Annotated in this window: 20 protein-coding genes; 7 read left to right on the plus strand and 13 right to left on the minus strand. The window is 69.9% G+C overall.

Annotated elements, in window-relative coordinates; all coding sequences use genetic code 11:
• Positions 1 to 30: 30 nt before the first annotated feature.
• The gene (locus ACX80I_RS03210) at positions 31 to 1,272 is read right to left on the minus strand and encodes an MFS transporter (protein WP_459343712.1); all 1,242 of its coding nucleotides are present in this window, start codon (positions 1,270 to 1,272) and stop codon (positions 31 to 33) included.
• Between the two features lie 159 nt (positions 1,273 to 1,431).
• On the opposite strand from ACX80I_RS03210, the gene ACX80I_RS03215 reads away from it, so the two are divergent.
• Positions 1,432 to 1,914, plus strand: coding sequence for an Lrp/AsnC family transcriptional regulator (locus ACX80I_RS03215; RefSeq protein WP_459343906.1), 483 nt, complete (start codon positions 1,432 to 1,434; stop codon positions 1,912 to 1,914).
• Between the two features lie 80 nt (positions 1,915 to 1,994).
• Complete coding sequence (locus tag ACX80I_RS03220; RefSeq protein ID WP_459343713.1) at positions 1,995 to 2,867, plus strand: alanyl-tRNA editing protein; 873 nt, start codon at positions 1,995 to 1,997, stop codon at positions 2,865 to 2,867.
• 67 nt (positions 2,868 to 2,934) lie between these two features.
• Here ACX80I_RS03220 and ACX80I_RS03225 read toward each other — a convergent pair whose 3' ends face one another.
• The 4 genes from ACX80I_RS03225 to galU form a co-directional block, all read right to left on the minus strand.
• Positions 2,935 to 4,200 carry a phosphotransferase gene (locus ACX80I_RS03225; protein ID WP_459343714.1) on the minus strand — a complete coding sequence of 422 codons (1,266 nt, stop codon included), beginning with the start codon at positions 4,198 to 4,200 and terminating at the stop codon, positions 2,935 to 2,937.
• A 60-nt stretch (positions 4,201 to 4,260) separates the two neighbouring features.
• Positions 4,261 to 5,109 carry a hypothetical protein gene (locus ACX80I_RS03230; protein ID WP_459343715.1) on the minus strand — a complete coding sequence of 283 codons (849 nt, stop codon included), beginning with the start codon at positions 5,107 to 5,109 and terminating at the stop codon, positions 4,261 to 4,263.
• A gap of 248 nt (positions 5,110 to 5,357) precedes the next feature.
• Positions 5,358 to 5,987 (minus strand): GNAT family N-acetyltransferase, encoded by a 630-nt coding sequence (locus ACX80I_RS03235; RefSeq protein WP_459343716.1) that lies wholly within the window; start codon positions 5,985 to 5,987, stop codon positions 5,358 to 5,360.
• Positions 5,988 to 5,993: 6 nt separating this feature from the next.
• The gene (galU, locus tag ACX80I_RS03240) at positions 5,994 to 6,896 is read right to left on the minus strand and encodes a UTP--glucose-1-phosphate uridylyltransferase GalU (protein ID WP_459343717.1); all 903 of its coding nucleotides are present in this window, start codon (positions 6,894 to 6,896) and stop codon (positions 5,994 to 5,996) included.
• A 56-nt stretch (positions 6,897 to 6,952) separates the two neighbouring features.
• On the opposite strand from galU, the gene ACX80I_RS03245 reads away from it, so the two are divergent.
• From ACX80I_RS03245 to ACX80I_RS03255, 3 genes are all read left to right on the plus strand, one after another.
• Positions 6,953 to 7,606 carry a 5-formyltetrahydrofolate cyclo-ligase gene (locus tag ACX80I_RS03245; protein ID WP_459343718.1) on the plus strand — a complete coding sequence of 218 codons (654 nt, stop codon included), beginning with the start codon at positions 6,953 to 6,955 and terminating at the stop codon, positions 7,604 to 7,606.
• Between the two features lie 85 nt (positions 7,607 to 7,691).
• The gene (locus ACX80I_RS03250) at positions 7,692 to 7,985 is read left to right on the plus strand and encodes an FmdB family zinc ribbon protein (RefSeq protein WP_459343719.1); all 294 of its coding nucleotides are present in this window, start codon (positions 7,692 to 7,694) and stop codon (positions 7,983 to 7,985) included.
• A 117-nt stretch (positions 7,986 to 8,102) separates the two neighbouring features.
• A complete protein-coding gene (locus ACX80I_RS03255) occupies positions 8,103 to 8,774 on the plus strand; it encodes an RcpC/CpaB family pilus assembly protein (RefSeq protein ID WP_459343720.1) in 672 nt (223 codons plus the stop codon).
• Positions 8,775 to 8,815: 41 nt separating this feature from the next.
• On the opposite strand, the gene ACX80I_RS03260 is transcribed toward ACX80I_RS03255, so the two are convergent.
• The 7 genes from ACX80I_RS03260 to ACX80I_RS03290 form a co-directional block, all read right to left on the minus strand.
• On the minus strand, positions 8,816 to 12,883 hold the full coding sequence (locus ACX80I_RS03260; RefSeq protein WP_459343721.1) for a DUF4011 domain-containing protein: 4,068 nt from the start codon (positions 12,881 to 12,883) through the stop codon (positions 8,816 to 8,818).
• 93 nt (positions 12,884 to 12,976) lie between these two features.
• Positions 12,977 to 14,563 carry a glutamine-hydrolyzing GMP synthase gene (gene guaA, locus ACX80I_RS03265; RefSeq protein ID WP_459343722.1) on the minus strand — a complete coding sequence of 529 codons (1,587 nt, stop codon included), beginning with the start codon at positions 14,561 to 14,563 and terminating at the stop codon, positions 12,977 to 12,979.
• 76 nt (positions 14,564 to 14,639) lie between these two features.
• Positions 14,640 to 15,143: a DUF3817 domain-containing protein gene (locus ACX80I_RS03270; RefSeq protein WP_459343723.1), complete on the minus strand. Its 504-nt coding sequence runs from the start codon at positions 15,141 to 15,143 to the stop codon at positions 14,640 to 14,642.
• A complete protein-coding gene (locus ACX80I_RS03275; RefSeq protein ID WP_459343724.1) occupies positions 15,118 to 15,987 on the minus strand; it encodes an SURF1 family protein in 870 nt (289 codons plus the stop codon). Before ACX80I_RS03275 ends, ACX80I_RS03270 begins: the two co-directional genes overlap by 26 nt.
• Positions 15,988 to 16,100: 113 nt before the next feature.
• The gene (locus tag ACX80I_RS03280) at positions 16,101 to 16,592 is read right to left on the minus strand and encodes a PTS sugar transporter subunit IIA (protein ID WP_459343725.1); all 492 of its coding nucleotides are present in this window, start codon (positions 16,590 to 16,592) and stop codon (positions 16,101 to 16,103) included.
• A 94-nt stretch (positions 16,593 to 16,686) separates the two neighbouring features.
• Positions 16,687 to 18,411 (minus strand): glycerol-3-phosphate dehydrogenase/oxidase, encoded by a 1,725-nt coding sequence (locus ACX80I_RS03285; protein WP_459343726.1) that lies wholly within the window; start codon positions 18,409 to 18,411, stop codon positions 16,687 to 16,689.
• A gap of 60 nt (positions 18,412 to 18,471) precedes the next feature.
• Positions 18,472 to 19,611 (minus strand): GuaB3 family IMP dehydrogenase-related protein, encoded by a 1,140-nt coding sequence (locus tag ACX80I_RS03290; RefSeq protein ID WP_459311433.1) that lies wholly within the window; start codon positions 19,609 to 19,611, stop codon positions 18,472 to 18,474.
• Positions 19,612 to 19,798: 187 nt separating this feature from the next.
• Here ACX80I_RS03290 and ACX80I_RS03295 point away from each other — a divergent pair, with 187 nt between their 5' ends.
• Positions 19,799 to 21,007, plus strand: a complete 1,209-nt coding sequence (locus ACX80I_RS03295; RefSeq protein WP_459343727.1) for a cysteine desulfurase-like protein — start codon at positions 19,799 to 19,801, stop codon at positions 21,005 to 21,007.
• Positions 21,008 to 21,140: 133 nt separating this feature from the next.
• Here ACX80I_RS03295 and ACX80I_RS03300 read toward each other — a convergent pair whose 3' ends face one another.
• Positions 21,141 to 21,512, minus strand: a complete 372-nt coding sequence (locus tag ACX80I_RS03300) for a VOC family protein (protein WP_459343728.1) — start codon at positions 21,510 to 21,512, stop codon at positions 21,141 to 21,143.
• A gap of 81 nt (positions 21,513 to 21,593) precedes the next feature.
• On the opposite strand from ACX80I_RS03300, the gene ACX80I_RS03305 reads away from it, so the two are divergent.
• Entirely contained in the window at positions 21,594 to 22,121 is a 528-nt protein-coding gene (locus tag ACX80I_RS03305; RefSeq protein WP_459343729.1) for a GNAT family N-acetyltransferase, read from the plus strand.
• Positions 22,122 to 22,249 lie beyond the last annotated feature (128 nt).

Genomic DNA, 22,249 nt, shown 5'->3' on the forward strand with positions numbered 1-22,249 from the left:
GCGTCGAATTGGCGTCGGACCGGCGGCGGCCTACTGCGCGGCGCGGGTCCGGGAGATTAGTGATGCCGCCGCGAGCAGCGCGCACACTCCACAGATCGCGAGTGCGAAGACCGTGACCGAGGCGTTCAGTCCCCAGATGCCGGCGGCCGCGCCGAGTCCGAGGACGGGGACGGCACTCCCAAGATAGGTGAGGACGTAGACGGCGCTCACCGTCTGGGCGTGGAGGGCCGGATCGACCTTCAACGACACCTCGTTGAAGACGACGCGGAAGGCCATGCCCTGTCCGAAACCCGCCACGATGCATGCTCCGACCAGCAGCGGCAGGCTGCCCGTGGCCTGGGCGAGCGGCAGGAGCCCTATTCCGAGCGCCATGCCGGCGAGGCCTCCCGGAACCACGAACCGGCCCCGGGGGGACAGCACCTGGCTGACGGCCGACGATCCGAGGACGAGCGCTGCGAGGAGGCCGATCAGTGGCCGGGAGGCGGTGCCCGCGATCCCCGCGAACCAGGTGGGGGCCAGGCTCAAGGTGAAGCCGAAGACGGCGAAGCTGAGGAAACCGACGGCGGAGGCGATCCAGAAGGACCGGCGCGCATCCCGTGACACCGCCGGCCTGCGGGGACGCAGGGCCGCGAGCGGGCGGTCGGCAGCGGCGGGCCGGATCGCGGGCCGGGCGCGGAGCAGCAGGAGCGGTACCAGGAGGCTGGCGAGCACCACGAGGTAGATGACGAACGGTGTGCGGGTCGGCGCCGGCAGGAGCGAGAGGAGCCCGCCGATCACGGGACCGGCTGCGACTCCCCCGGCCGAGGCCATCAGCGTGAATCTGGAGGCCCAGTCCGGCCGTGTCGGCAGGAGGTCGCGGAGGGCCGCGGCGCTCGCACCCGTGGCCAGCGCGACCGCGCCTCCCTGCAGCGCGCGACCCGCCGCCAGCATCGGCAGCGAGGTCGCGACGGCGAACAGTGCAGCGCCGAGCAGCCCCAGGACGATGGCGAGGACCAGCGCCGCGCGCCGTCCGACGTGGTCCGACCAGTGGCCTGCCAGGACGAGCCCACCGATCAGCGCCATGACGTAGGACGAGAAGGCGACGGTGACGGCGAAGGGTGTGAGTCCGAGGCCGGCCTGGATGAGCGGATAGATCGGCGTGGCGAGATTGGCCCCGATCAGGAGGGTGGAGATCACCGTCACGGCGAGCGCGAGGCGGGCGGCCAGGGAGGCGTCCCAGCTGCGGCGCTCGGTCGCTGCCGGCCTCATCCGGAGTTCGTTGAGAACGCTCATCCCACTTCTTCCTGCTCGTACGCGTCGGCGCTCTCCGGGGCGCGATTCGCCTCGGACCTCTATAGGATGAGCTGGATCGATCGCCCTGCAAAGATCCGGGGTGCCCTTTTGAGCATCCTGCGCAACACGGGCGGAGCCGACTGACGGGAAGTGAGCTTTGTGAGCAAGCTGGACAACCTCGACCTGCGCCTGCTGCTCGAGCTGGTGCGGGATCCCCGCGCCCAGGTGAGCGAGTTGAGCGAGATCCTCGGCGTCGCCCGTAATACGGCGCAGAGCCGGATCCGCCGGCTCCTGCGCACCGGGGCGCTGCGCCGGAGCGGCCGCGAGCTCGACCTCGAGGCGCTCGGCTACGACGTCATCGCTTTCGTGACCATCGAGGTCTCACACCGCGAGCTCGACGGCGTCATCGCCGGGCTGCGCACCCTCAACCAGGTGCTGGAAGTGCACGAGATCTCCGGCCGGGGTGATGTCTGGTGCCGCGTCGCCGCGACCGACACGCACAATCTGCAGGCGGCACTGCGATCGGTCCTGAAGATCAAGGGCGTGATCCGCACCGAGACCGTCCTCGCCCTCCACGAGCACATCCCCTACCGCACAGAGCCCCTGCTCAAGCGGTTGGCGCACCTGCCCGACGACACCTGAACCGCGCTGCCCGGCCCCTGCCCGCACCAGCACCGACCACCCAGCACCGACCACCCAGCACCGACCACCCGAGGAGCACCATGGCCCTGCCGAGGACCGACACGCGCGTCACCTATCCCCTGGGGGCCGTCGAATCGGCCTCCCGCGTCCTCCACGTCGAGGCCCTCGACGGCGGCCGGTGCGCGGTCCTGCTGGACACCACGGCCTTCCATCCGGTGGACTCCGCCTGGCCGGACCAGGGGCCGGATCGCGGCGAACTCCAGGCAGGGTCGCGCACGTGGCCCGTGGCCGACTGCGTGGTGGGAGCCACCGACGGGGCCACGCTGTACCTGGGCGACGAGGCGCCGGTGCGCAAGGGCGCGGAGGGCTGGGCCTTCGTCGTCGTGCACCTGATCGACGGCGAGGGGCCTGCCGAGGGCGACGACGTCGTCGTGCGGGTCGACGGCGCGCACCGTGCGGCCGTGTCCGCCGGACATACCGGGTGCCACCTGGCCTCGCTGGCCCTGAACCGGGCCATGGCCGGGCGGTGGAAGAAGGACGTGGCTCCGGACGCGCTCGGCGCACCGAACTTCGACGCACTGGCGATCGACACGACCGTCATCGGCGAGTTCGGCTCCGTGGACAGGTACCGCCTGGGCAAGTCCCTGCGGAGGAAGGGCTTCAGCGGGGAGGACCTGGACACGGATGCCACCGCCGCGGCGGTGAACGCGACGCTCGCCGCGTGGACGGCGACCGGGGCACCGATCGGCATCGAGGCGGACGGACCGGGCCTCACCGACCGTCGCCGGTGGGTCTGCGGACTCTCGGATGAAGGGGCGGAGATCCCGTGCGGCGGCACGCACCTGACCTCCCTCGCCGGGCTCGACGTCGCCGTGCAGCTCGAGCTGTCGGACGCGGACGGCACGCCGGTCCTGCGGATGGATACGAGGGTCCGCCCGCCGGCGACGGCCTGAGGACGGCCGGACTCTGCACCGCACGCATGCGGGACGGGCGGGAGGGGACCGCGCGTCCCTCCTGGTCCTAGCCGCTGCCTCGCTCCCGTAAGGAGCCCAGTGTCCGGGCCTCGGCGAGGAACTGCTCGGCGATCTCCAGCCGGGACAGCGCCTCGCCTCCCCCGTCGGCAGCCCCCCGCCGTGCTCCCGCGATGAGCGTCAGGCTCACCGCCGCGGCGCGGCTCCGGAGCGCAACGGGATCGACATGACGGTCGAAGGCCCGCAGGAATTGCAGCAGCGCGGAGGGTACGTGGGTGTAGCCGGCATGCAATCCGGGCAGGACGGCGATATGGCCGAGGAAGCAGGCCAGGTCGTCGACGAGGTGGCCCGGGCCGAGCGCATCGACGTCCAGGAGCCCGGACACCGCACCGTCCGTGATGAGGAGGTTGCCTTCGTAGAAGTCACCGTGGGTGGGCACCAGCGGGCCTGCATCGGTCGAACGGACGAGGTCGTCGATCCCGGCGGCCAGCCGCCTGATCCGGTGGGCGTCTGCCGGCAGGGCGGCGACCGCGCCTTCGGCGTAGTCCCGGACCCGGGCCGACCAGGGCTGCCGGGCCGGCAGTCCGAGGACGGCGGGAGGCAGTGAGGTGAGGACCCGCACCAACGCGGAGGGATCGACGTCGGACGCGCCGTCGCGCATGAGGAGCTCGGCGAGCGGTGTGCCCGGAGCGGGATGCATGGCGACGACGTCCTGCACGGGCTCACGGGCCAGAGCGGGCGCCGGAACACCTGCAGCGCGCAGCATGCGGTGCCGTTCCGCGAGCGGCCCCGACTCCTGGCGGCGGAGCACCTTCAGGTAGCGGCGGTCGTCCCCGTTCCGGGCCAGGACCACAGCCCGCCGCAACGGCCGGTAGCTCCTGGTCTCGATCACGGTTCCGGAGGGGTCGTGCTCCGCCCCGAACGCGAAGGGCGTGACGCGCAGGGCGTCGAGTGCCAGCGGGAGGCCCGGCAACAGCGGATCGGCGGGATGCACCCAGACCGAGAGCGGGTCCGCGCCCCGGCGGTGGAACACCGCGACGCGGGCGGCGGGATGTGGAATGGAGCAGGAGGTGATGCAGGCGTGCGTCGGCACCGCTTCGTTCCGGCCGTCCCGGTCGGACGACCTGCGCACCTCGAGGGAGAAGATCCCCGTCACGCCCGCGCCGGGCCGGTGGTGCAGCGGTCCCGGCTGCCAGGAGACCAGCTCCCATCCTGCGTCGGCGAGCGCAGGGCGCAGGAGTTCCGACGGCGCATCCGATTCGAGGAGCACGATCGTGTCCTGCTCCCGGATGACGCGTGCCTCCCTCGCCCTCACGCTGCGCCTGCGCGGGGACTGCGGACGGCACCGGAGGCCGGCCCTGGCATCGCGGCGGTGTCAGGCGCGCCGGCGCTGCAGCACGTCGTCGAGGTTGATGCGTCCGGTGGCAGGATCGGAGCCGACCGGTGCGTCCGTGGAGTCGGCGCTGTCCGCTGCGGAGTCGGCTGCCGCGGCGACCCGGGCAGCTGCTTCCGAGGCCTTGATGGGTGTCCTGGTCGACGGCTTCGGCGCCTCGGGGAGATCCAGGGGGGCCGGCGTCTGGCGTTCGGCCTTCGCCGCATCGACGTAGGTGGGACGGGGTACCTCGACCGGGGCCCACGCCGTCGCGCCGGCCGGCTGCGCCGCGTCGGTAGCGTCGGAGGCTTCGGCCGCGTCGGTACCTTCGGCCGGCACAGTCTGGTCGTGGACATTCACGACGGACGAGCCCGCGAGCGCCGCCGTCCGCCGTTCCATGGCGGTCAGGGGCCGTTCGGCGGCCTCTTCGGCATTGAACAGGGTGGTGGGGCGCTTCGGTGCAGACGGAACCGGCTGAGCGACGTCGGTGCGTTCCGGGGCGGGTGCACGCACGGGTGCCATGGCATCGGCGAAGGCACGATTCACGCGCGCCTCCCGGCTACGGACGGCGAGCAGCCTCAGGACCGCGACAGCCGCGGCGGCGAGGCCGACGCAGGCGAGGGGAATGAGGAAGGAGACGATGCCCACGGCTCCGAGGACGAGCGTCACGAGGGCGGCGCAGAGCGCGAGGAGTCCTACCAGCGCGACGGCGATGCGTCCCCACCGCGGCGTGAAGGGCTTTGGCGAGGGACCCGGCTGCGCAGCGGATGGCGACGGGGCAACCGTCGTGGAGGGCGGTTCCGGGGTATCCCCCGGTCGTGGGGCATCGTCCTGCGGCGCGGTTCTTGTCATCGTGCTCCCTCCAGGACTGGCCGTCCTGGCTTTCGGCGATCGGCGTCTTCTGCCGGCGGCTGCCGGCACGGTCTTTCGAAGGACGAACGGCGCTACCCACACCAGCCACAATCCGACGATTGCGGCGAGCACCAACGAGCTATCCAGGGAGAAGACCACACCTAGAACGGTAGGAGCAGTTGCCCCCCTGCTCCCGCATTGATCCCGGTGTGTCGGCTCGTACTATGCCCCGAGGGGCATTCGAGCATTCAGTCGGACCGCGTCCGCCGGCTCTCCAGCCACGGCTCCAGCAGGCCGCGCGGGACTTCCTCGGCGGTCAGGGCGAAGCTCCTGTGGTCCGCCCACTGTCCTGCGATGTGTAGGTAGCGCGGTCGAAGCCCCTCGTCCCGGAAGGAGAGTTTCTCCACGACCCGGAGGCTCGCGCGGTTCTCGGGGCGGATGTTGATTTCCATCCGGTGCAGCCCGAGGTCCCCGAAGCAGTAGTCCGTGGCAAGGGCCACCGCGGTGGGCGCGATTCCGCGCCCGGCCCGATCGGAGTCCACCCAGTAGCCGAGCGTCGCCGTCATGGCGGATCCCCAGGTGATGCCGGAGACCGTCAGCTGGCCCACCAGCCGATCCTCCCGCGAACCGGGCTCCTGCTCCGTGATCAGGAACGGCAAGGCCGATCCTGCCCGCGCCTGGGCCGACAGGGAGCGCACCATCTGGTGGTAGGTGGGCAGGAACCCCTCGGGATCCGGATTGGAGGCCTCCCAGGGCGCGAGCCACTGGGCGTTGCGGTGACGCAACGCGGTCCAGGCCGCCTTGTCCCTGTGGCGGATGGGCCTCAGGGACAAGGCGCCTGTCCTCAGGGTCACGGGCCAGCTGCTCGCCGACCACATGGCGTGCTAGACCGAGATGTCTTTGCTGAAGTCCTTGATCCAGGCGCGGAGGTCCGGACCGAGGTCCTCGCGCTCCGACGCCAGTGTCACAACGGCCTTCAGGTAGCTCAGCTTGTCACCGGTGTCGTATCGGCGGCCACGGAAGACGACGCCGTACACGCCGGATCCTTCGCCATCGGCAGCGGCAAGGGTCTGCAGCGCGTCCGTCAGCTGGATCTCGTCGCCGCGGCCCGGCTTCGTGGTCTCGAGGACCTCGAACACCCGGGGGTGGAGCACGTAGCGTCCGATCACGGCGAGGTTCGACGGGGCGTCCTCGACGGAGGGCTTCTCCACGAGCTGGTTGACACGGACGTGGTTCTCGCCGTCGATCTGCGTGACGTCGGCGCAGCCGTAGGCGCTGATCTGTTCGGGGTCCACCTCGATGAGGGCGATCACGGAGCCGCCCGTCTTGGCCTGGACGTCGATCATGGTCTCGAGCAGGGCATCCCGCTCGTCGATCAGGTCGTCACCGAGCAGGACCGCGAACGGCTCATCGCCGACGTGCAGCTTGGCGCGGAGGACGGCGTGCCCCAGACCCTTCGGGTCGCCCTGACGCAGGTAGTGGATGTCCCCGAGCTCGGATGGACGGCGCACCGCGGCGAGCTTGTCGTGGTCACCCTTGGCTTCGAGGGTCTGCTCGATGAAGGGGACGCGGTCGAAGTGGTCCTCGAGCGCGCGCTTGTTCCGCCCCGTGATCATCAGGACGTCGGACAGGCCCGCATCGACGGCCTCCTGGACGACGTACTGGATAGCCGGCTTGTCGACGACGGGCAGCATTTCCTTCGGCATCGCCTTGGTGGCGGGAAGGAAACGGGTCCCGAGGCCGGCCGCTGGGATAACGGCCTTCGTTACACGTGATTGCAAAGTCATGATGACCACACTACATAACGGCCGCAGGATTCCCGGGTCGTTGCCACAATGGTGACATGACACCTTCCACTCGTGATACGGAGAAGGCCCGCTTGCGCGCCTCGCTGCGCTCTGCCCGTGCAGCCCTGGACCCTACGGACCGGCAGGACCAGTCGCGGGCACTGGCCGCCGTCGTGGTGGAGCACCTCCGCAGTCTCCCCTCTGCCCCGGGTGACACCCCGCAGCAGAGGCCGGCCGTCGCCGTCTATCTCGGCGTCGACCCGGAGCCGGATACGGCGCCGCTGCTCGAGCAACTGCACGGCCTCGGCTTCCGCGTCGTCGTTCCCGTCTGCGAACCGGAGTACCAGTTGTCCTGGGTCTCCTGGTTCCCCGGGGTTCCCCTGCAGCGGTCGGTGCGCGCGCCCGTCCAGGAACCGGTGGGCGAGCGTTTCTCCTTCGACGAGGTGCCCGACGTGGCCGTCATCCTCGTACCGGCGCTGGGCGTGGACGGATCGGGCCACCGCGTGGGCCAGGGCGGGGGCTACTACGACCGCTTCCTGGCACGCTATCCATTCGACGCACCGGGAGCGGTCCCACGGCTGGGAGTGGCCTACCGGTCCGAGGTCCTTTCTGCAGGCACCATCCCCTCCGGGCCCTACGACCAGCCGCTGGGCGGGGTCTTCACCCCTGACGGACTGCTCCGCTTCGGGACGGACGGCTCGTCGGTGTAGACTGGCACTCGACCCTGGAGAGTGCCAAGAGCAATCGCCCGAAAGAGCCATCCGGGGACCGTGAAGTTCGTCCAGGAGGATATCCATGCCCATGTACGCCTACGCCTGCAAGGACTGCGGCCACGCCTTCGACATCCAGCAGTCTTTCTCCGACGACTCCCTGACCGACTGCCCCGAGTGCGGCGGATCGCTCCGCAAGAAGTTCAACAGCGTCGGAGTCGTCTTCAAGGGCTCGGGCTTCTACCGCACCGACTCCCGCGACACGAAGTCGAGCACGGATGCCGGGTCGTCCTCGAGCACCAAGGCTCCGAGCACGACGGCGTCCTCCCCATCCCCCGCCGCGGCGTCCCCGTCGGGCAAGGCTGCCGCGTCGTCCTGAGACACCGTCGTCCTGCTTCCTGCGGGGGCTGAGCGCGCACGCGGGTTCCACGGGCGCGATGTCCACATAGCCCGACCACCGGAGTGGCCTGCTGGTCCTGCCGCCTAGGGTCGATCCATGACGCCGTCCAGCCGCATGTTACGGGCTCCGTTCCGGTACCGGCTCCGCCGGCTCGTCCATCGCCACAAGCGGCTCCTCGCCTGCCTGCTCCTGAGCGCGGCGGCCGGGGTCGCCGTCGAGGCGGCAGTAGGCGACGACTACCCGACGGCGTCGGTGGTCACCGCATCGCACGACCTCGCGGTCGGGGCGGTCCTGACGGAGGCCGACGTCGCCATCGTCCAACTACCCGAAGAGGCCCTCAGCAGGGACACCTTCAGCCTGCCCGAGCAGGTGCTGGGTCAGCAGCTGGCCGCTCCCCTGTCCCGGGGGTCACCCCTGGCGTCGACCGCCCTCGTAGGGGACGGACTGCTGACCGGCACCGCACCCGGCACCGTCGCGGTCCCCCTCCGGCCGGCCGATCCCGCCACCGTCCAGCTGCTCGCCCCGGGCCAGCTCGTCGACGTGATCCTGAGTACAGGCAACGGCTACGACGTCGCTGCGGACTCCACCGTGCTGGCCCGCTCCGTCGCCGTGCTCTGGACGTCCCCCGGAGGTACGGGCAGCACCTGGCCCGGCGCCGGGGACGCCGGCGGGCTGGTGGTCGTCGCCGCGCGCGCGGCGGAGGCCGAGGCCCTCGCCGCGTCCTCCAGCTCGGGCGACGTCCACCTCGTCCTGACCACGGGACCCTGAAGGGCGCTCAGGGACGCCGATGGACGCCTACCGACGGGCGATCAGCCCCAGTGCGGCGGACGCTGCTCCTTGAGCCACTCGTCGTGGTTGCTCTCGGCGTCTCCCCAGGACCGGGGATCGTCCTCGCCCGCGGTCCTCGGGATGACGGGCGACGCATCGCCGGCCCCGGCGGGCCCGGCGGGCCCGCCGGCGGTCGTCCCGCCCTCGGGGTGCTGCTCGTCCTTCCGCATGCCCGCGGGCTCCTTTCGTGTCCGTGACGGGTCCGGGGTCTCGCGTGGCGGCAGCCCGATGAGGCCCGATGCACGCTCCGCGCAACCATCCGGGTCCGTGAAGACCTCGATGGTCCAGAGCGGCATGTACCGCCAGCCCATGCGCTCGAGGACCTGGGGGCGCAGGCGGCTGCGCTCCCGCACCGACATCGACCCGTAGCGGCTGGTGCCGTCCGATTCGATGGCCAGTGGAGCGGGGCGCTCGTCCTGTACTGCAGCGGCGCTCCCGTCCGCCCGGAGGTCCGCCGGCCGTACCGCGACGATGTCCAGGACGCCGGCATAGTGGTCCCACACCTCGGCGCCGCGGTGCCGCAGCCGGTCCACGAGGTCCGCCACCAGCGGATCCTCGTTCCCGCCGGACACGGCAGGGCTTCGCCCTGCGCCACTGCCGAGTTCCCGCTGGAGCAGCTCGAAGAAGTCCAGGGCCCCCGTGGTGAGCCGGTCCGGATCCAGGTCGGACGGTTCGAAGCACGTCAGCACATGCTGCAGGCGCCGGGCCCGCGTCATCGCCATGACGAAGTTGCGGCGGCCGTCCGGGCCGGACAGCGGACCGAACGTGTGCAGCGCCCGTCCGTGCGGAGTCCGGCCGTATCCGAGCGAGAAGATGATGTCGTCGCGGACGAGGCCGCCCGCGCGCTCGACGGGCACGACACGGAAAGCCTCCCTGCCCGAAGTGAAGAAGCCGGCGGCCCACGGGAATTCCGCCATCTGCATGCGGATCGCTTCCCCCACCCGCGCCGCGTGCCGGGCGCTGGCCGTCACGACGGCCAGGGAGAGGTTCGGGCGGCGGCGGATGTGCTCGAAGACGAGTTCGACGACCCGGTTCACCTCGACGGCGACGCTCTCCACGCCGTCGTGCTCGGAGCTCGGCATCCCGGTGCCGTTCGGGAGGTATTCGACCACCAGGCCGCGTCCCTCCCCCGTCACCTCGGAGGCCTGCGGAAGCCGGGAGAGCTTCCCGCCGTAGAACGATTCGCTGAGATAGGTGTCCAGGGCCCGGTCGACACCGCGGTAGATCTCGGTGAGTCCGCGGACGGGCAGGACCTCGCGCAGGGAGTCGAAGGCACTGGGCAGGGGTTCGAGTGTGGACGCGCGGTCGGCGGACTGCACCTCGATGCTGAAGCGGGTGGGGCCGGCGAGGCGATCGTCACCGAACACCAGGACCTGGGAGGCCCGCGCCACGCAGGGCACCGCACTCTGCAGCGACATCGACTCCCCATCGAGGATCACGGCGGTGTCGAAGGTGTACCCCTCCGGCACGGCGCCCCGAATGGTGAGCGGGCTGACCGCCCAGACGGGCAGCAGCGCAGCCACGAGGTCCGGGTGCAGGGCCGCGAAGACCTCGAGGGTGAGCGTGCCGTCCTTGAGTTCCTGCCGCAGGCGTGCGGCATCCTCCGGGTGGGCCTCCACCGCGGCGCGCCAGCGCTCTGCCAGCGTCCACCGGATGCGGGCCGGCCCCGACGCGACGTGGGCGTTGTCTGCGAGGCGGTACTCGGCCTCCAGCCTGCGGAGGCTGTCGCCGTCCGACATGGCGAGATAGTCGTCACCGCTGATCATCGCCTCGAGGGCGGACTGCCACCAGGCCAGTTCGAGTTCGGGCCCCACGCGCTCGGCGGGGACCTCCCGCGCGGCGAGGTCGGCGAGCAGTTCGCCGAGCCCCTGCTCGCGCATCTCGTCGAGCAGCAGCGTACGCTCCGGCAGCGTCTCCAGGGTGTCCTTGTCCAGCGCGAGGTCACGCAGAAGGGCTTCGAGGCCGTCCAGGTCGAGCGCGGCGAGGTCAGGGCTGCCCGCGGTGGGCCGCAGGATCGCGGTCAGCTCCGCGAGGAGGACCTCCACGGAACGGTAGGACGCATGGATCTCCGCCAGGCCGGTCGGAACCGACGGGTGCCGTTCGGTGAGGGCGTAGCGGGTCCACAGCGTGCGCTGCTGCTGCACCTCGAGCAGGGAGGTGTGCAGGTCCGAGATGTGCACACCCGGGCGGATGTACTCCTTGGCCACGCGCCGCAGCCTCGACCTCGTCATCGAGCTCATCTCGATATCGCGTTCCTTGCGCCACGACGATGGCGCCGTGGCCGAGATCAGATCGGTGACGGGACGGTCGAAGATATCCGATGTGAACTTGTCGAGGCTCTCCCGTACCGCGACCAGGAGTTCGAGCTGCTCGCCCCACTCCTTGAAGGTTCCGCCGAGTGTGATGTGCGAATGCTCGGCGACGCGCTGCACCTTGGCCCGGAGCTCGGGGATCTCGGTGGACAGCTGCTCCGCGAGGCCGTGCGCGTGCTCGGTCTCCTTGCGGTTGAGCAGTTGCGCCCCGTACCAGGGGCTCTCGGTCGAGGCCTTGCTGAAGCTGCCCAGCTCGGCGGCCCGCTGGAGCCGCTCGGTCAGGTCCCTGCGGTCGGCGATGGAATCGAGCACGCTGCGCTTGAGCCGCACCGTGGTGGACGGCGAGGGGTCGAGCGCGGTGAGTCCGGCGAGGGACTGCATGGCCTGGTAGGGCGAGCATCCCCAGCGGCTGCGGACGTTGTGGAGGCTCCGGACGTGCTCCATCAGCTGGTGGCGGTGCCCGGTCAGCGTGGCATGCAGCGTTTCGAGCTGCGGCTCGGCGGCCTTCTCGTTGCGGACGAGGGCATGGATCACGGCCTCGCGCAGCTGTACAGGACCTGTCTGGCTGCCGACCTGGAGCACGAGTGACCCGAGGTTCAGGCCGTCGAGGTCCTGCACGAATTCGTTGAGGCTGCCACGGCGCTCCGCCGCGACGACGACGCGCCTGCCGGCTGCCGCCGACCGGGCGGCCACGTTCAGGGCGGTCTGGGTCTGCCCTGTGCCCGGAGGTGTGGCGACGGCGACGCTGACGCCGGCGGAGGCGAGGTCGAGCACTTCCTGCTGCGCCCGGTCCGCATCGAGGATCAGGAGTTCCTCGGCGGGATCCCGCTCGTCTGCGGGCGGGAAGGACAGCTCCTCCGCGCTCCCCGACAGGGCCGAGGCGGCTTCGGCGTCGCCCCTGGCGGAGGCCATGAGGGCGGCGAGGACCGGGTGGTCGGGGCGCAGGGCCGGATCCCCCTTGACGCCGGCAAGGTCGGCGAAGGTCGATACCAGGATCCGGTGTTCGACGGACATCCCGCGGACGTCGGCGCTCAGCGTCCGCATGCGCTCCAGGACCGGGTGCGGGTCGAAGCGTGCGGTGCCGTAGGCGAGCCGGGCGATGGCGGGAGGATCCACCTGGAGGCCCTGGTGGTGGCGCAGGTGGCGCACGAGGGCCGGGTTCATCCGGGCCTGCTCGGTGATCTGCAGCTCGTAGTCGTCCTGCGACGGGTGCACCGTCAGGGAGACCGCAGTGAGGAGGATCGGTGCGTTCAGGGTCTCGGAGCGTCCGGAGTCGTCCACGGACCGCCACGACGCCGTGCCGGCCGCGAGGTATCCGACGTCGATGCCGCGCTCGGTGCCGAGTTCGAAGATCTTCGCGCGCAGGGCACGGGCAGCGGCTTTCGCGGCGCTGTACTGGACCGGATCGCGCAGGAGCGTCGACAGGCGCGTACGGCGTCCGGCGAGGAGCTGCGCGAGTCCCGAGGGGTGCGCATGAGTCAGGTCGATGCTCGTCCCGGCCGAGGGGCGGAAATGCAGCAGCGTATCCCCCGTCGCCTGAGGTCCGAGGCCCTCGAGCCACGGCAGGAGGAAGTCCTGGGCGGCACCGTCGGACGGTGCCGGGCGCTGCTCCGACCGGGCGCCCCGGTCCGCGTGCGGCTGATCCGCCGGCGTCCCTCCCGCATCCCGCTGGTCCTGCTCCGGCACGACCGCCTTCTTTCCTGCATTGTCACGTGCTGATCTCGACCAGATGGGCATGTCTTCCAAGCTATCCGAAAAGCGGACGGACCCCGCGGATAGCAACGCGGCCCGTGCGGACCGGAGTGGGTTCGATCCCGCTCCGGAGTCCGCCTACTCCCATTCGATGGTTCCCGGCGGCTTGCTCGTCACGTCGAGCACCACGCGGTTGACGCCGTCCACCTCGTTGGTGATCCGGTTGGAGATCCTGGCCAGGAGGTCGTACGGCAGGCGCGACCAGTCGGCCGTCATGGCGTCCTCGCTCGATACCGGACGCAGGACGATCGGGTGGCCGTACGTGCGTCCGTCACCCTGGACACCGACGCTGCGCACGTCGGCGAGCAGGACGACCGGCATCTGCCACACCTCGTTGTCGAGCCCTGCCGCCGTGAGCTCGGCGCGGGCGATCGCGTCGGCCTTGCGCAGGAGCTCGAGGCGCTCCTCGGTCACGTCTCCGACGATGCGGATGCCGAGCCCCGGGCCGGGGAACGGCTGGCGTCCCACGATCTCCGCGGGCAGGCCGAGCTGGGCCCCGACGGCACGCACCTCGTCCTTGAAGAGGGTCCGGAGCGGTTCCACGAGCTCGAACTGCAGGTCCTCGGGCAGGCCTCCCACGTTGTGGTGGCTCTTGATGTTGGCGGCGCCTTCGCCTCCGCCCGATTCGACGACGTCGGGGTAGAGGGTGCCCTGCACCAGGAAGCGGATGGGCTCGCCCTCGGCTTCCGCCTCGCGCATGATGGCGCGCTCGGCTTCCTCGAACGCCCGGATGAACTCGCGCCCGATGATCTTGCGCTTGGTCTCCGGGTCCGAGACGCCCGCGAGTGCGTCGAGGAACCGCTTCTGCTCGTCGGCGACGTAGAGCTTCACGCCGGTTGCTGCGACGAAGTCGCGTTCCACCTGCTCGGCCTCACCTTCGCGGAGGAGTCCGTGGTCCACGAAGACGCAAGTGAGCTGGTCGCCGACCGCACGCTGCACGAGCGCGGCGGCGACGGCGGAGTCCACGCCTCCGGACAGTCCGCAGATCACGCGGGAGTCGCCGATCTGCTCGCGGATGCGCTCCACCTGTTCCTCGAGAATGTTGCGCGTGGTCCAGTTGGGGTCGAGCCGGGCACCGCGGAAGAGGAAGTTCTCTATCACGGCCTGGCCGTGCTGCGAATGCTTGACCTCCGGGTGCCACTGCACGCCGTAGAGGCCCTTCTCCTCGTTCGCGAACGCGGCCACAGGGGCGCCTGCGGTGCTGGCGAGGACGTCGAAGCCCTCCGGGGCGGACTGGACGCTGTCGCCGTGGCTCATCCAGGCGTTCTGGTGTTCGGGGGTGCCGCTGAGGATGGACCGGGCCTCACCGTCGGACTGGACGTCCGTGGAGCCGTATTCCCGCAGGCCCGTCTTCGCGACGGTGCCCCCGAGGGCGTTGGCCATGGCCTGGAAGCCGTAGCAGATCCCGAGGACGGGCACGCCGGCGTCGAACAGGTCGGCGTCCACCCGGGGCGCACCTTCCGCGTACACGCTGGAAGGACCACCCGAGAGGATGATGGCCGCGGGGTTCTTCGCGAGGATCTGCTGCGTGCTGAGCGTGTGCGGCACGATCTCGGAATACACGTCGGCCTCGCGGACGCGGCGTGCGATCAGCTGGGCGTACTGTGCGCCGTAGTCCACGACGAGGACAGGGCGGTGTTCAGAGCCGTTCTCGGGGGTAGTCACCCATCAACAATAGTCCGCGGGAACCGGCGCCGCACATCGATGAAGAGGCGGCGGGGCAGGTGCGGCTGCCCCGCCGTCAGTAACGGGGCGCGGCCTCGGGGTGCGCCGCGAGGTCGTCCTCGGCCTGGCGGTGGATCCGCTTCTCGACGATGAACGACAGCAGGGGCACCACGCCGCCGAGCGCGATGAGCACGAAGCGGCTGAACGGCCAGCGCATAAACTGCCAGAGACGGAAATCCGCGACGAGGTAGACCACGTACAGCCACCCGTGCACGATCAGCACCGCCGTTGACAGGTTGAGGCCGCCGGCGGTCTCCGCGACCACCGTGGGCAGGAACTGGAGGGGGGCGCCGCCACCCGCGACGATCTCCGAGTCGAAGCCGTACTTCGCGACCATCTCGACGACGACGAGGAGCAGCATGATGCCCGTGGCGTACGCGAGCACCTTGTAAAACGTCAGTGCCGACCGGATCTGCGCGTGGGTGCCGCCGAACCGACGCTTCGGCTTCCCCTTCGACGGCGTGCGGTCGGTTCCGGCAGGGTCAAGGGCTGGCTCAGTCACGGTGGGCACCGCTTTCATGATCGGATACGGGAGGGGAGAGAACGACGGCGGGCTCGACGGCGCCGGGATGGGCGGAACGAGCTTCCTCGGCCGCGTCGGCCTCGTCCTCGAGCGTGCGGCGGTAGTCGTCGGCGACGAGGCGCCACCAGAGGAAGAATGCGAAGCCGGCGAAGACCACCCACTCCACGGCGTAGAAGATGTTCAGCCAGTTGACGGGCGTCTCCTGCGGCTGGGGGCCGACGACGACCGGCTCCAGTCCGGCCGCGAACGGGACCTCCACGCCCTCGACCGCCACGTCGGACGCCACGACGAAGGCCGCGTACGAGGACCGGTCCCACAGGTTGGACAGCTCTGCCGTCGACAGGGTGGGGACCTGCCCTTCCACGGGACGCTGCACCTCAGGAGCCTCGGGCGGCAGCAGGCGTCCGACGACGGTGGCTGCACCCTGCTGCTGCGGCACGGACACGGTGTCCCCGGCATCGGGCACCCAGCCGAGGACCACGGGGATGACGGATGCTTCCTCCGTGCCCGCCGGGACTCCGGCCCCGTCGACCTCGAAGGCCTGGAGGACCCAGAGGCCCTCCTCGTTCCCGAGGAGCCGGTCCTGCACCAGGACGCGGGTATCGGCCAAGAAGGCGCCCTCGAACGAGACCATCTGGTCGGCGTTCGCAGCGGACAGCGGCGTCCCGGGCTGGAGGACACCGGCCAGGGGGCGGACGTTCTCCGTGGTGCTAGGGGCGGGCGGCGGCGCCTCCCTCGAGGAGTCGAACTGCCACTGGCTGAGGAGCACGAAGACCGCGGCGATCGTCATCGCGAGGATCAGCGTGAGGATCCATCGAGGCTTGAGGGCGGTCTTCAACACCCCTTAAAGGTACTTCGTGCCGTTGTAGAACAACGAATGCCGCCGGCGCCGGACCCTGGAGTCCGGGGGCCGTCCAGGGCCGGAATCTCCGGGCGGCCCGGGCCGTCCGGGACCTAGTGGTCGAAGAACACCAGCGACGAGTTGATCAGCTCGGCGATCACCTCGGCGTCGTGCGCGCGGCGCAGGGACTCGCGGAAGTTCTCCTTGAAGAGGCTCCGCGCGATCGTGGCGAGGACCTCGAGGTGCTCGGAGAAGGACTGGGCCGGCGTCGCCATGAGGAGCACGAGCGTTGCCGGGCCGTCCACCGCGCCGAAGTCGAGGCTGTGCCCGAACCGCGTGACGCCCACGGCGATCGAGGTCTGATTGACGAATTCACTGCGGGCGTGCGGGAGCCCGACCCCACCCGGAAGCCCCGTGGCCATCTGGTGCTCACGCGAGTTGACCTGGTCGAGGAACGCCTGGAGGTCGGAGATGCGTCCTGCCTCGTGCATCCGCCCAGCGAGCTGCGCCGCGGCGTCCTCCTTCGAGGCAGCCTCCATCTCCAGGATCACGAGGTCGGGGGTGGTGAGTACGGCGTCGTGCAGCTCAAGGGACAGGTCGCTCACTGGATGCCTTTCGAAGTTCCCGCCAGCATCGGAGGTCCGGGAACCGGCCGCCGCGCACCGGGTGCGGCTGCCGATCGCGGCCTTCCCGACCCTTCTAGCTTAGCGGGACGATGTCGTGCACACCCATGCGGGCACTGTCGGCGGAGATGTCGTCGGGCTGTTCCTGGCTGAGCCGCTCTGCAGCCACGCGGGCCTGGTAGTGCTTCACCTCGCGGTCCACCTGCTGGTCGCTCCAGCCGAGGAACGGCGCCATCAGGTCGGCCACCACCGGCGCGGCGGAGACCCCCCGGTCCCAGGACTCGATGGAGATCCGCGTGCGGCGCGTGAGGATGTCGTCCACGTGCCGGGCGCCCTCGTGCGTCACGGCGAACACGACTTCGGCGCGCAGGTAGTCGTCCGCTCCCGGCAGCGGCTGCCCCAGTCCGGGATCCTGCCGGATGAGGTCCAGCACGTCGGTGGCCTGGGTGCCGAACCGCTGCAGGAGGTGCTCGACGCGCGCGACGTGCACTCCGGCGTCATCGGCGAGCCGGGCCCGCATGTTCCACGCGGCCCGGTACCCCTCCGCACCCAGCAGCGGCACGGTCTCCGTGCAGCTCTCGGGCACCTTCTCGTCGAGCGCGCGGGTGGCTTCGTCGACGGCGTCCTTGGCCATGACACGGTAGGTGGTCCACTTGCCGCCGGCGACGACCACCAGCCCGGGGACGGGGTGGGCGACGACGTGCTCGCGGGACAGCTTGGCCGTCGAGTCGTTCTCGCCGGCGAGCAGCGGGCGCAGGCCCGCATATACGCCCTCGACGTCCTCACGCGTCAGGGGGCGTTTCAGCACCCGGTTCACGTGTTCCAGCACGTAGTCGATGTCCTTCGAGGACGCTGCGGGGTGGGCCTTGTCGAGATTCCAGTCCGTGTCGGTAGTGCCGATGATCCAGTGGCGGCCCCACGGGATGACGAACAGCACGGATTTCTCCGTGCGGAGGATCAGCCCCACCGTGGACTGGAAGCGGTCGCGCGGCACCACGAGGTGGATGCCCTTGGAGGCCCGCACCTTGAGCTGCCCGCGGTCGGTCACCATGGCCTGGGTCTCGTCGGTCCAGACACCCGTGGCGTTGACGACCTGCTTGGCGCGGATGGCGAACTCGTCGCCGCTCTCCTGGTCCCGGACCCGCGCGCCGACGACGCGCTCGCCCTCGCGGAGGAAGTCCACCACGCTTACGCGGTTCGCCGCCCGCGCACCGTAGTGCTGGGCGGTGCGGACCATGTTGACCACGTACCGCGCGTCGTCGACCTGCGCGTCGTAGTAGCGGATGGAGCCGATCATCGCGTCGTCCTTGAGGCTCGGCGCCGCGCGCAGCGTGGCCTTCCGGCTCAGGTGCTTGTGGAACGGGACCCCGCGCGAGTTGCCGCCGCTCATGCTCATGGCGTCGTACAGGGCGATCCCCGCGCCGACGTAGGGACGCTCCACGAACCGTCTGGTCAGCGGGTACAGGAACGGCACCGGCTTCACGAGGTGCGGCGCGATGCGCTGGATCAGCAGCCCGCGTTCCTTGAGCGCTTCCTGGACCAGGGCGAAATCCAGCATCTCCAGGTAGCGCAGGCCGCCGTGGATCAGCTTGGACGACCGCGACGATGTCCCGGACGCCCAGTCACGGGCCTCGACGATGCCGGTGGAGAGGCCGCGCGTGACGGCGTCGAGCGCCGCTCCGACGCCCACCACGCCTCCCCCGACGATCAGCAGGTCGAGTTCCTGCCCTGGCTCGGAGGTCGCCCTCAGCGCCCGGAGCGCGTCGTCACGGTTCTGCGGACTGAGTGCGCCGGATGCCATGGCCAGACCCTTCATTGGGAGGTTGAGCGCCCCTGGGGAGCTAGGCCAACTCTAATCCCATCAGTCGTTGGAGATATAGGGCGAGAGCACCACTTCTACCCGCTGGAACTCCTTGAGGTCCGAGTAGCCGGTGGTGGCCATGGCCCGGCGCAACGCTCCGATCAGGTTCGACGTCCCGTCCGTGTGGTGGGACGGCCCCCACAGCACTTCCTGGAGCGGGCCGACGGTCCCGATGTTGACCCTGTCGCCGCGCGGGAGCTCGTGGTGGTGCGCTTCCTGGCCCCAGTGCCAGCCCTTGCCCGGAGCCTCCTCCGCGCGGGCGAGCGCGGAACCGAGCATGACGGCGTCAGCACCCATGGCGATGGCCTTCACGATGTCGCCGCTCGCACCCATCCCGCCATCGGCGATGACGTGCACGTACCGGCCGCCGGACTCGTCCATGTAGTCGCGGCGGGCACCGGCGACGTCGGCGATGGCCGAGGCGAGCGGCGAGTGGATCCCGAGGGCCCTGCGCGTCGTCGTCGTCGCTCCTCCGCCGAAGCCCACGAGCACACCGGCGGCACCCGTACGCATGAGGTGGAGCGCAGGCGTGTAGCCGGCGGCGCCGCCGACGATGACCGGGACGTCGAGCTCATAGATGAACTTCTTGAGGTCGAGCGGCTGCTCGTTCTTGGACACGTGCTCGGCGGACACGGTGGTGCCGCGGATGACGAAGATGTCGACGCCGGCCGCGAGGACCGTCTTGTAGAACTGCTGCGTCCGCTGCGGCGTGAGCGAACCCGCGACCGTCACGCCGGCCTCACGGATCTCGGCCAGGCGGCTGGTGATGAGCTCGGCCTGGATGGGCGCGTCGTACAGCTCCTGCATGCGCCGGGTGGCGGCGGGGCTGAAGTTCTCGGTGCTGAGCCCGGCGATCTCGTCGAGGACCGGCTGGGGGTCCTCATAGCGGGTCCAGAGCCCTTCGAGATTGAGGACGCCGAGGCCTCCGAGGCGGCCCATCGCGATGGCCGTGGCCGGCGACATGGCCGAGTCCATCGGCGCCGCGACCACGGGCATCTCGAACTGGTAGGCGTCGATCTGCCAGTTCACGGAGACGTCGAGCGGATCACGGGTCCGCCGGGAGGGCACCACCGCCACATCGTCCAGCGAATATGCCCTGCGTCCGCGCTTGCCTCGGCCAATCTCGATCTCGTAAGTCACTGCTCTAGGTTAGCTGAGCGTTCCCGCGGAATCGCCGCCGGGCCACGACCGGACCGTCGACACCCCGTGTCGACGCACCATCGGGCAGTGACAGCCATCGTGATGAGAGCAAACCTCCCGAACGGATCCCTTTCGGCTCTCGCCCGTGATGTTTCCCGTATCGACGCTCACCTGAGAAAGTAACGACATGATCCTGGACATCGCGGCCTTCCGTGCGCACTTCCCTGCCCTCCTCACCGGTACCGCCCATTTCGACGGGCCCGGCGGAACACAGGCTCCCGCCGCCGTAGGAGCCGCGATAGCCGACGCCATCACCGGGCCGCTATCCAACCGCGGTGTCCGCATGGACTCGGAGAGGAACGCCGACTCGGCGGTCAGCGAATTCCGGGAGGCGATGGCCGACCTGCTGGGGGCGCATCCCGGCGGCGTCGTCTACGGGCGAAGCGCCACGCAGCTCACCTACGACTTCTCCCGCCACCTCGCCAAGACCTGGCAGCCGGGCGACGAGGTCGTCGTCTCACGCCTGGACCATGACTCCAATATCCGCCCCTGGCTGCAGGCAGCCGATGCGGTCGGCGCCACCGTGCGCTGGATCGATTTCGACCCGGAGACCACGGAGATCGACGAAGCGTCCGTTGCAGCCGCGATGACCGAGCGCACGAAGCTGGTGGCGATCACCGCCGCGTCGAACCTGCTCGGCACGAAACCGCCGGTGCGCCGCATAGCCGATGCCGCGCACACGGTCGGCGCACTGGTCTACGTGGACGGGGTGCACTACACCGCTCATGCGGCGGTCGACGTGAAGGCGCTCGGAGCTGACTTCTTCGCCTGCTCGCCCTACAAATTCCTCGGACCCCACTGCGGCGTTCTTGTTGCCGACCCGGAACTGCTGGAGACGCTGCGGCCGGACAAGCTGCTGCCCTCCACGAATGCGGTGCCCGAGCGGTTCGAGTTCGGCACCCTCCCGTACGAGATCATGGCCGGCGCCACCGCGGCCGTGGATTTCCTCGCCGCGATCGCGCCCGGCGCCGCGACCGGCCGCCGTGCGCGCCTTCTTGCATCCGCTCACGTGATCGACGAGCACGAGCACGCCCTGCGCTCCCGCATCGAGGCAGGGCTGGCCGAACTGGGTGACGCCGTCGTGCTGCACTCCAAAGCCCAGGACCGGACACCGACACTGCTGGTGACGTTCCCGGGCCGGTCCTCCGCGAACGCCTACCGATTCCTCGCGGAGCGGAACATCCTCGCGCCGGCCGGTTCTTTCTACGCGTACGAAGCCTTCCGCCGCCTGGACCTCGAGGACAGCGCCGCCCTGCGGATCGGGCTGGCGCCGTACAACGACGACGACGACGTCGACCGCCTCCTGGCCGCACTGCGCGAGTTCGTCGCTTGGTAGTGCGGAATGAGCTCGTTGGAGCTGGCCCGTTTCGAGACCTGCCGAGGACGATCGTCGATGAGGTTCCCCATGTCATCAAGGTTCTCGGCTGCAACCCGTCGAAGGTCGGAGCCTCCGGTGAGGTACGGCGGTGTCAGGGCGCGGCCAGGACGCTCAGAATGTTGCCTGATGGGTCGGTGAACCAGGCGATGAGCGGCCCGCCGTTCCGGTTCACGCCCTTACTGTCTGTCACACCCTCGTAGTGAAGGAACTCCACGCCCTTCGCACCGAGCTCATCGACCGCGGCATCGACATCCGTCACCGGGAAGTTCAGGACCGTGAACGACGCCGGTTCATGTGCGGCGCCCTTGGCATAGACGAGGACGCGGTGATCGGCGCCCAGATCGATCCAAAGCATTCCGTGCTCCTCCGTGACAGGCAGCCCCAGTACGCCCTCGTAGAACGCCTTCGCTTCCGGGATCTGCCGCACGGAGAAACCGCTGAATGCCTTCGCTGCATCGACCATGCGGCCAGTGTTGCACTACAACTCCACCACGACCAGACCCTGGCAGGTCGAACGCCTCACACGGGGCTGAAAGTTGAGGTCATGAATTCCCGGATTCGCGTCGTCGTACCTGGTGACGACGAAGAGCTGATGGAGTTGCAGGTACGCAACCGAGACTTCTTGGCACCGTGGGAGCCCCTTCGGGAGGATGACTACTTCACTGTGGCGGGACAGCGGACCGACATTGACGTAGCACTTGCCCGTCATGCCCGTGGTGAGGCAATGCCCTGGGTTGTTCTGGACGATGACGGCGTGATTGCCGGCCGATTGACACTCAGCGGCATCGTCCGCGGTCCGTTCCAGTCGTGCAGCATGGGGTACTGGCTCGCAGAGGATCAGACAGGTATGGGTTTAGCGACAGACGCTGTCCGAGCAGCGGTCGCCTTCGCTTTCACCCAGCTGAAGCTCCACCGAGTGCAGGCAGAGACCCTGGTCAATAATGTTGCTTCTCGGAGGGTCCTGGCCAAGACCGACTTCGAACAGTACGGTTGCGCACCGAGGTATTTGAAAATCGCCGGCCAGTGGCAGGATCACCTGATGTTCCAGCGTCTGAACGACAGCGCTCCGTAACGGGGTGGATTGCGGACGGTCGGCTCGGGCGCTGGCAGCTCCGGCGTCTTCAGCAGTCTCCCTCGTGATGACGGCGTAGACACCCTCGTTCGCTTCGTGCAGAGCCATCTTCAAGACTTCATCGCCGA

This window comes from Arthrobacter rhamnosi (genome assembly GCF_054510855.1).

Bases quoted from the DNA above. Each gene is read 5' to 3' on its own strand.
- ACX80I_RS03255 (WP_459343720.1), top strand. From the start codon at position 8,103: ATGACGCCGTCCAGCCGCATGTTACGGGCTCCGTTCCGGTACCGGCTC.
- ACX80I_RS03210 (WP_459343712.1), bottom strand. From the start codon at position 1,272: ATGAGCGTTCTCAACGAACTCCGGATGAGGCCGGCAGCGACCGAGCGC.
- ACX80I_RS03230 (WP_459343715.1), bottom strand. From the start codon at position 5,109: ATGACAAGAACCGCGCCGCAGGACGATGCCCCACGACCGGGGGATACC.
- ACX80I_RS03270 (WP_459343723.1), bottom strand. From the start codon at position 15,143: ATGAAAGCGGTGCCCACCGTGACTGAGCCAGCCCTTGACCCTGCCGGA.
- ACX80I_RS03260 (WP_459343721.1), bottom strand. From the start codon at position 12,883: ATGCCCATCTGGTCGAGATCAGCACGTGACAATGCAGGAAAGAAGGCG.
- ACX80I_RS03295 (WP_459343727.1), top strand. From the start codon at position 19,799: ATGATCCTGGACATCGCGGCCTTCCGTGCGCACTTCCCTGCCCTCCTC.
- ACX80I_RS03250 (WP_459343719.1), top strand. From the start codon at position 7,692: ATGCCCATGTACGCCTACGCCTGCAAGGACTGCGGCCACGCCTTCGAC.
- ACX80I_RS03220 (WP_459343713.1), top strand. From the start codon at position 1,995: ATGGCCCTGCCGAGGACCGACACGCGCGTCACCTATCCCCTGGGGGCC.
- ACX80I_RS03300 (WP_459343728.1), bottom strand. From the start codon at position 21,512: ATGGTCGATGCAGCGAAGGCATTCAGCGGTTTCTCCGTGCGGCAGATC.
- ACX80I_RS03285 (WP_459343726.1), bottom strand. From the start codon at position 18,411: ATGGCATCCGGCGCACTCAGTCCGCAGAACCGTGACGACGCGCTCCGG.
- ACX80I_RS03245 (WP_459343718.1), top strand. From the start codon at position 6,953: ATGACACCTTCCACTCGTGATACGGAGAAGGCCCGCTTGCGCGCCTCG.
- ACX80I_RS03235 (WP_459343716.1), bottom strand. From the start codon at position 5,987: ATGTGGTCGGCGAGCAGCTGGCCCGTGACCCTGAGGACAGGCGCCTTG.
- ACX80I_RS03305 (WP_459343729.1), top strand. From the start codon at position 21,594: ATGAATTCCCGGATTCGCGTCGTCGTACCTGGTGACGACGAAGAGCTG.
- galU (WP_459343717.1), bottom strand. From the start codon at position 6,896: ATGACTTTGCAATCACGTGTAACGAAGGCCGTTATCCCAGCGGCCGGC.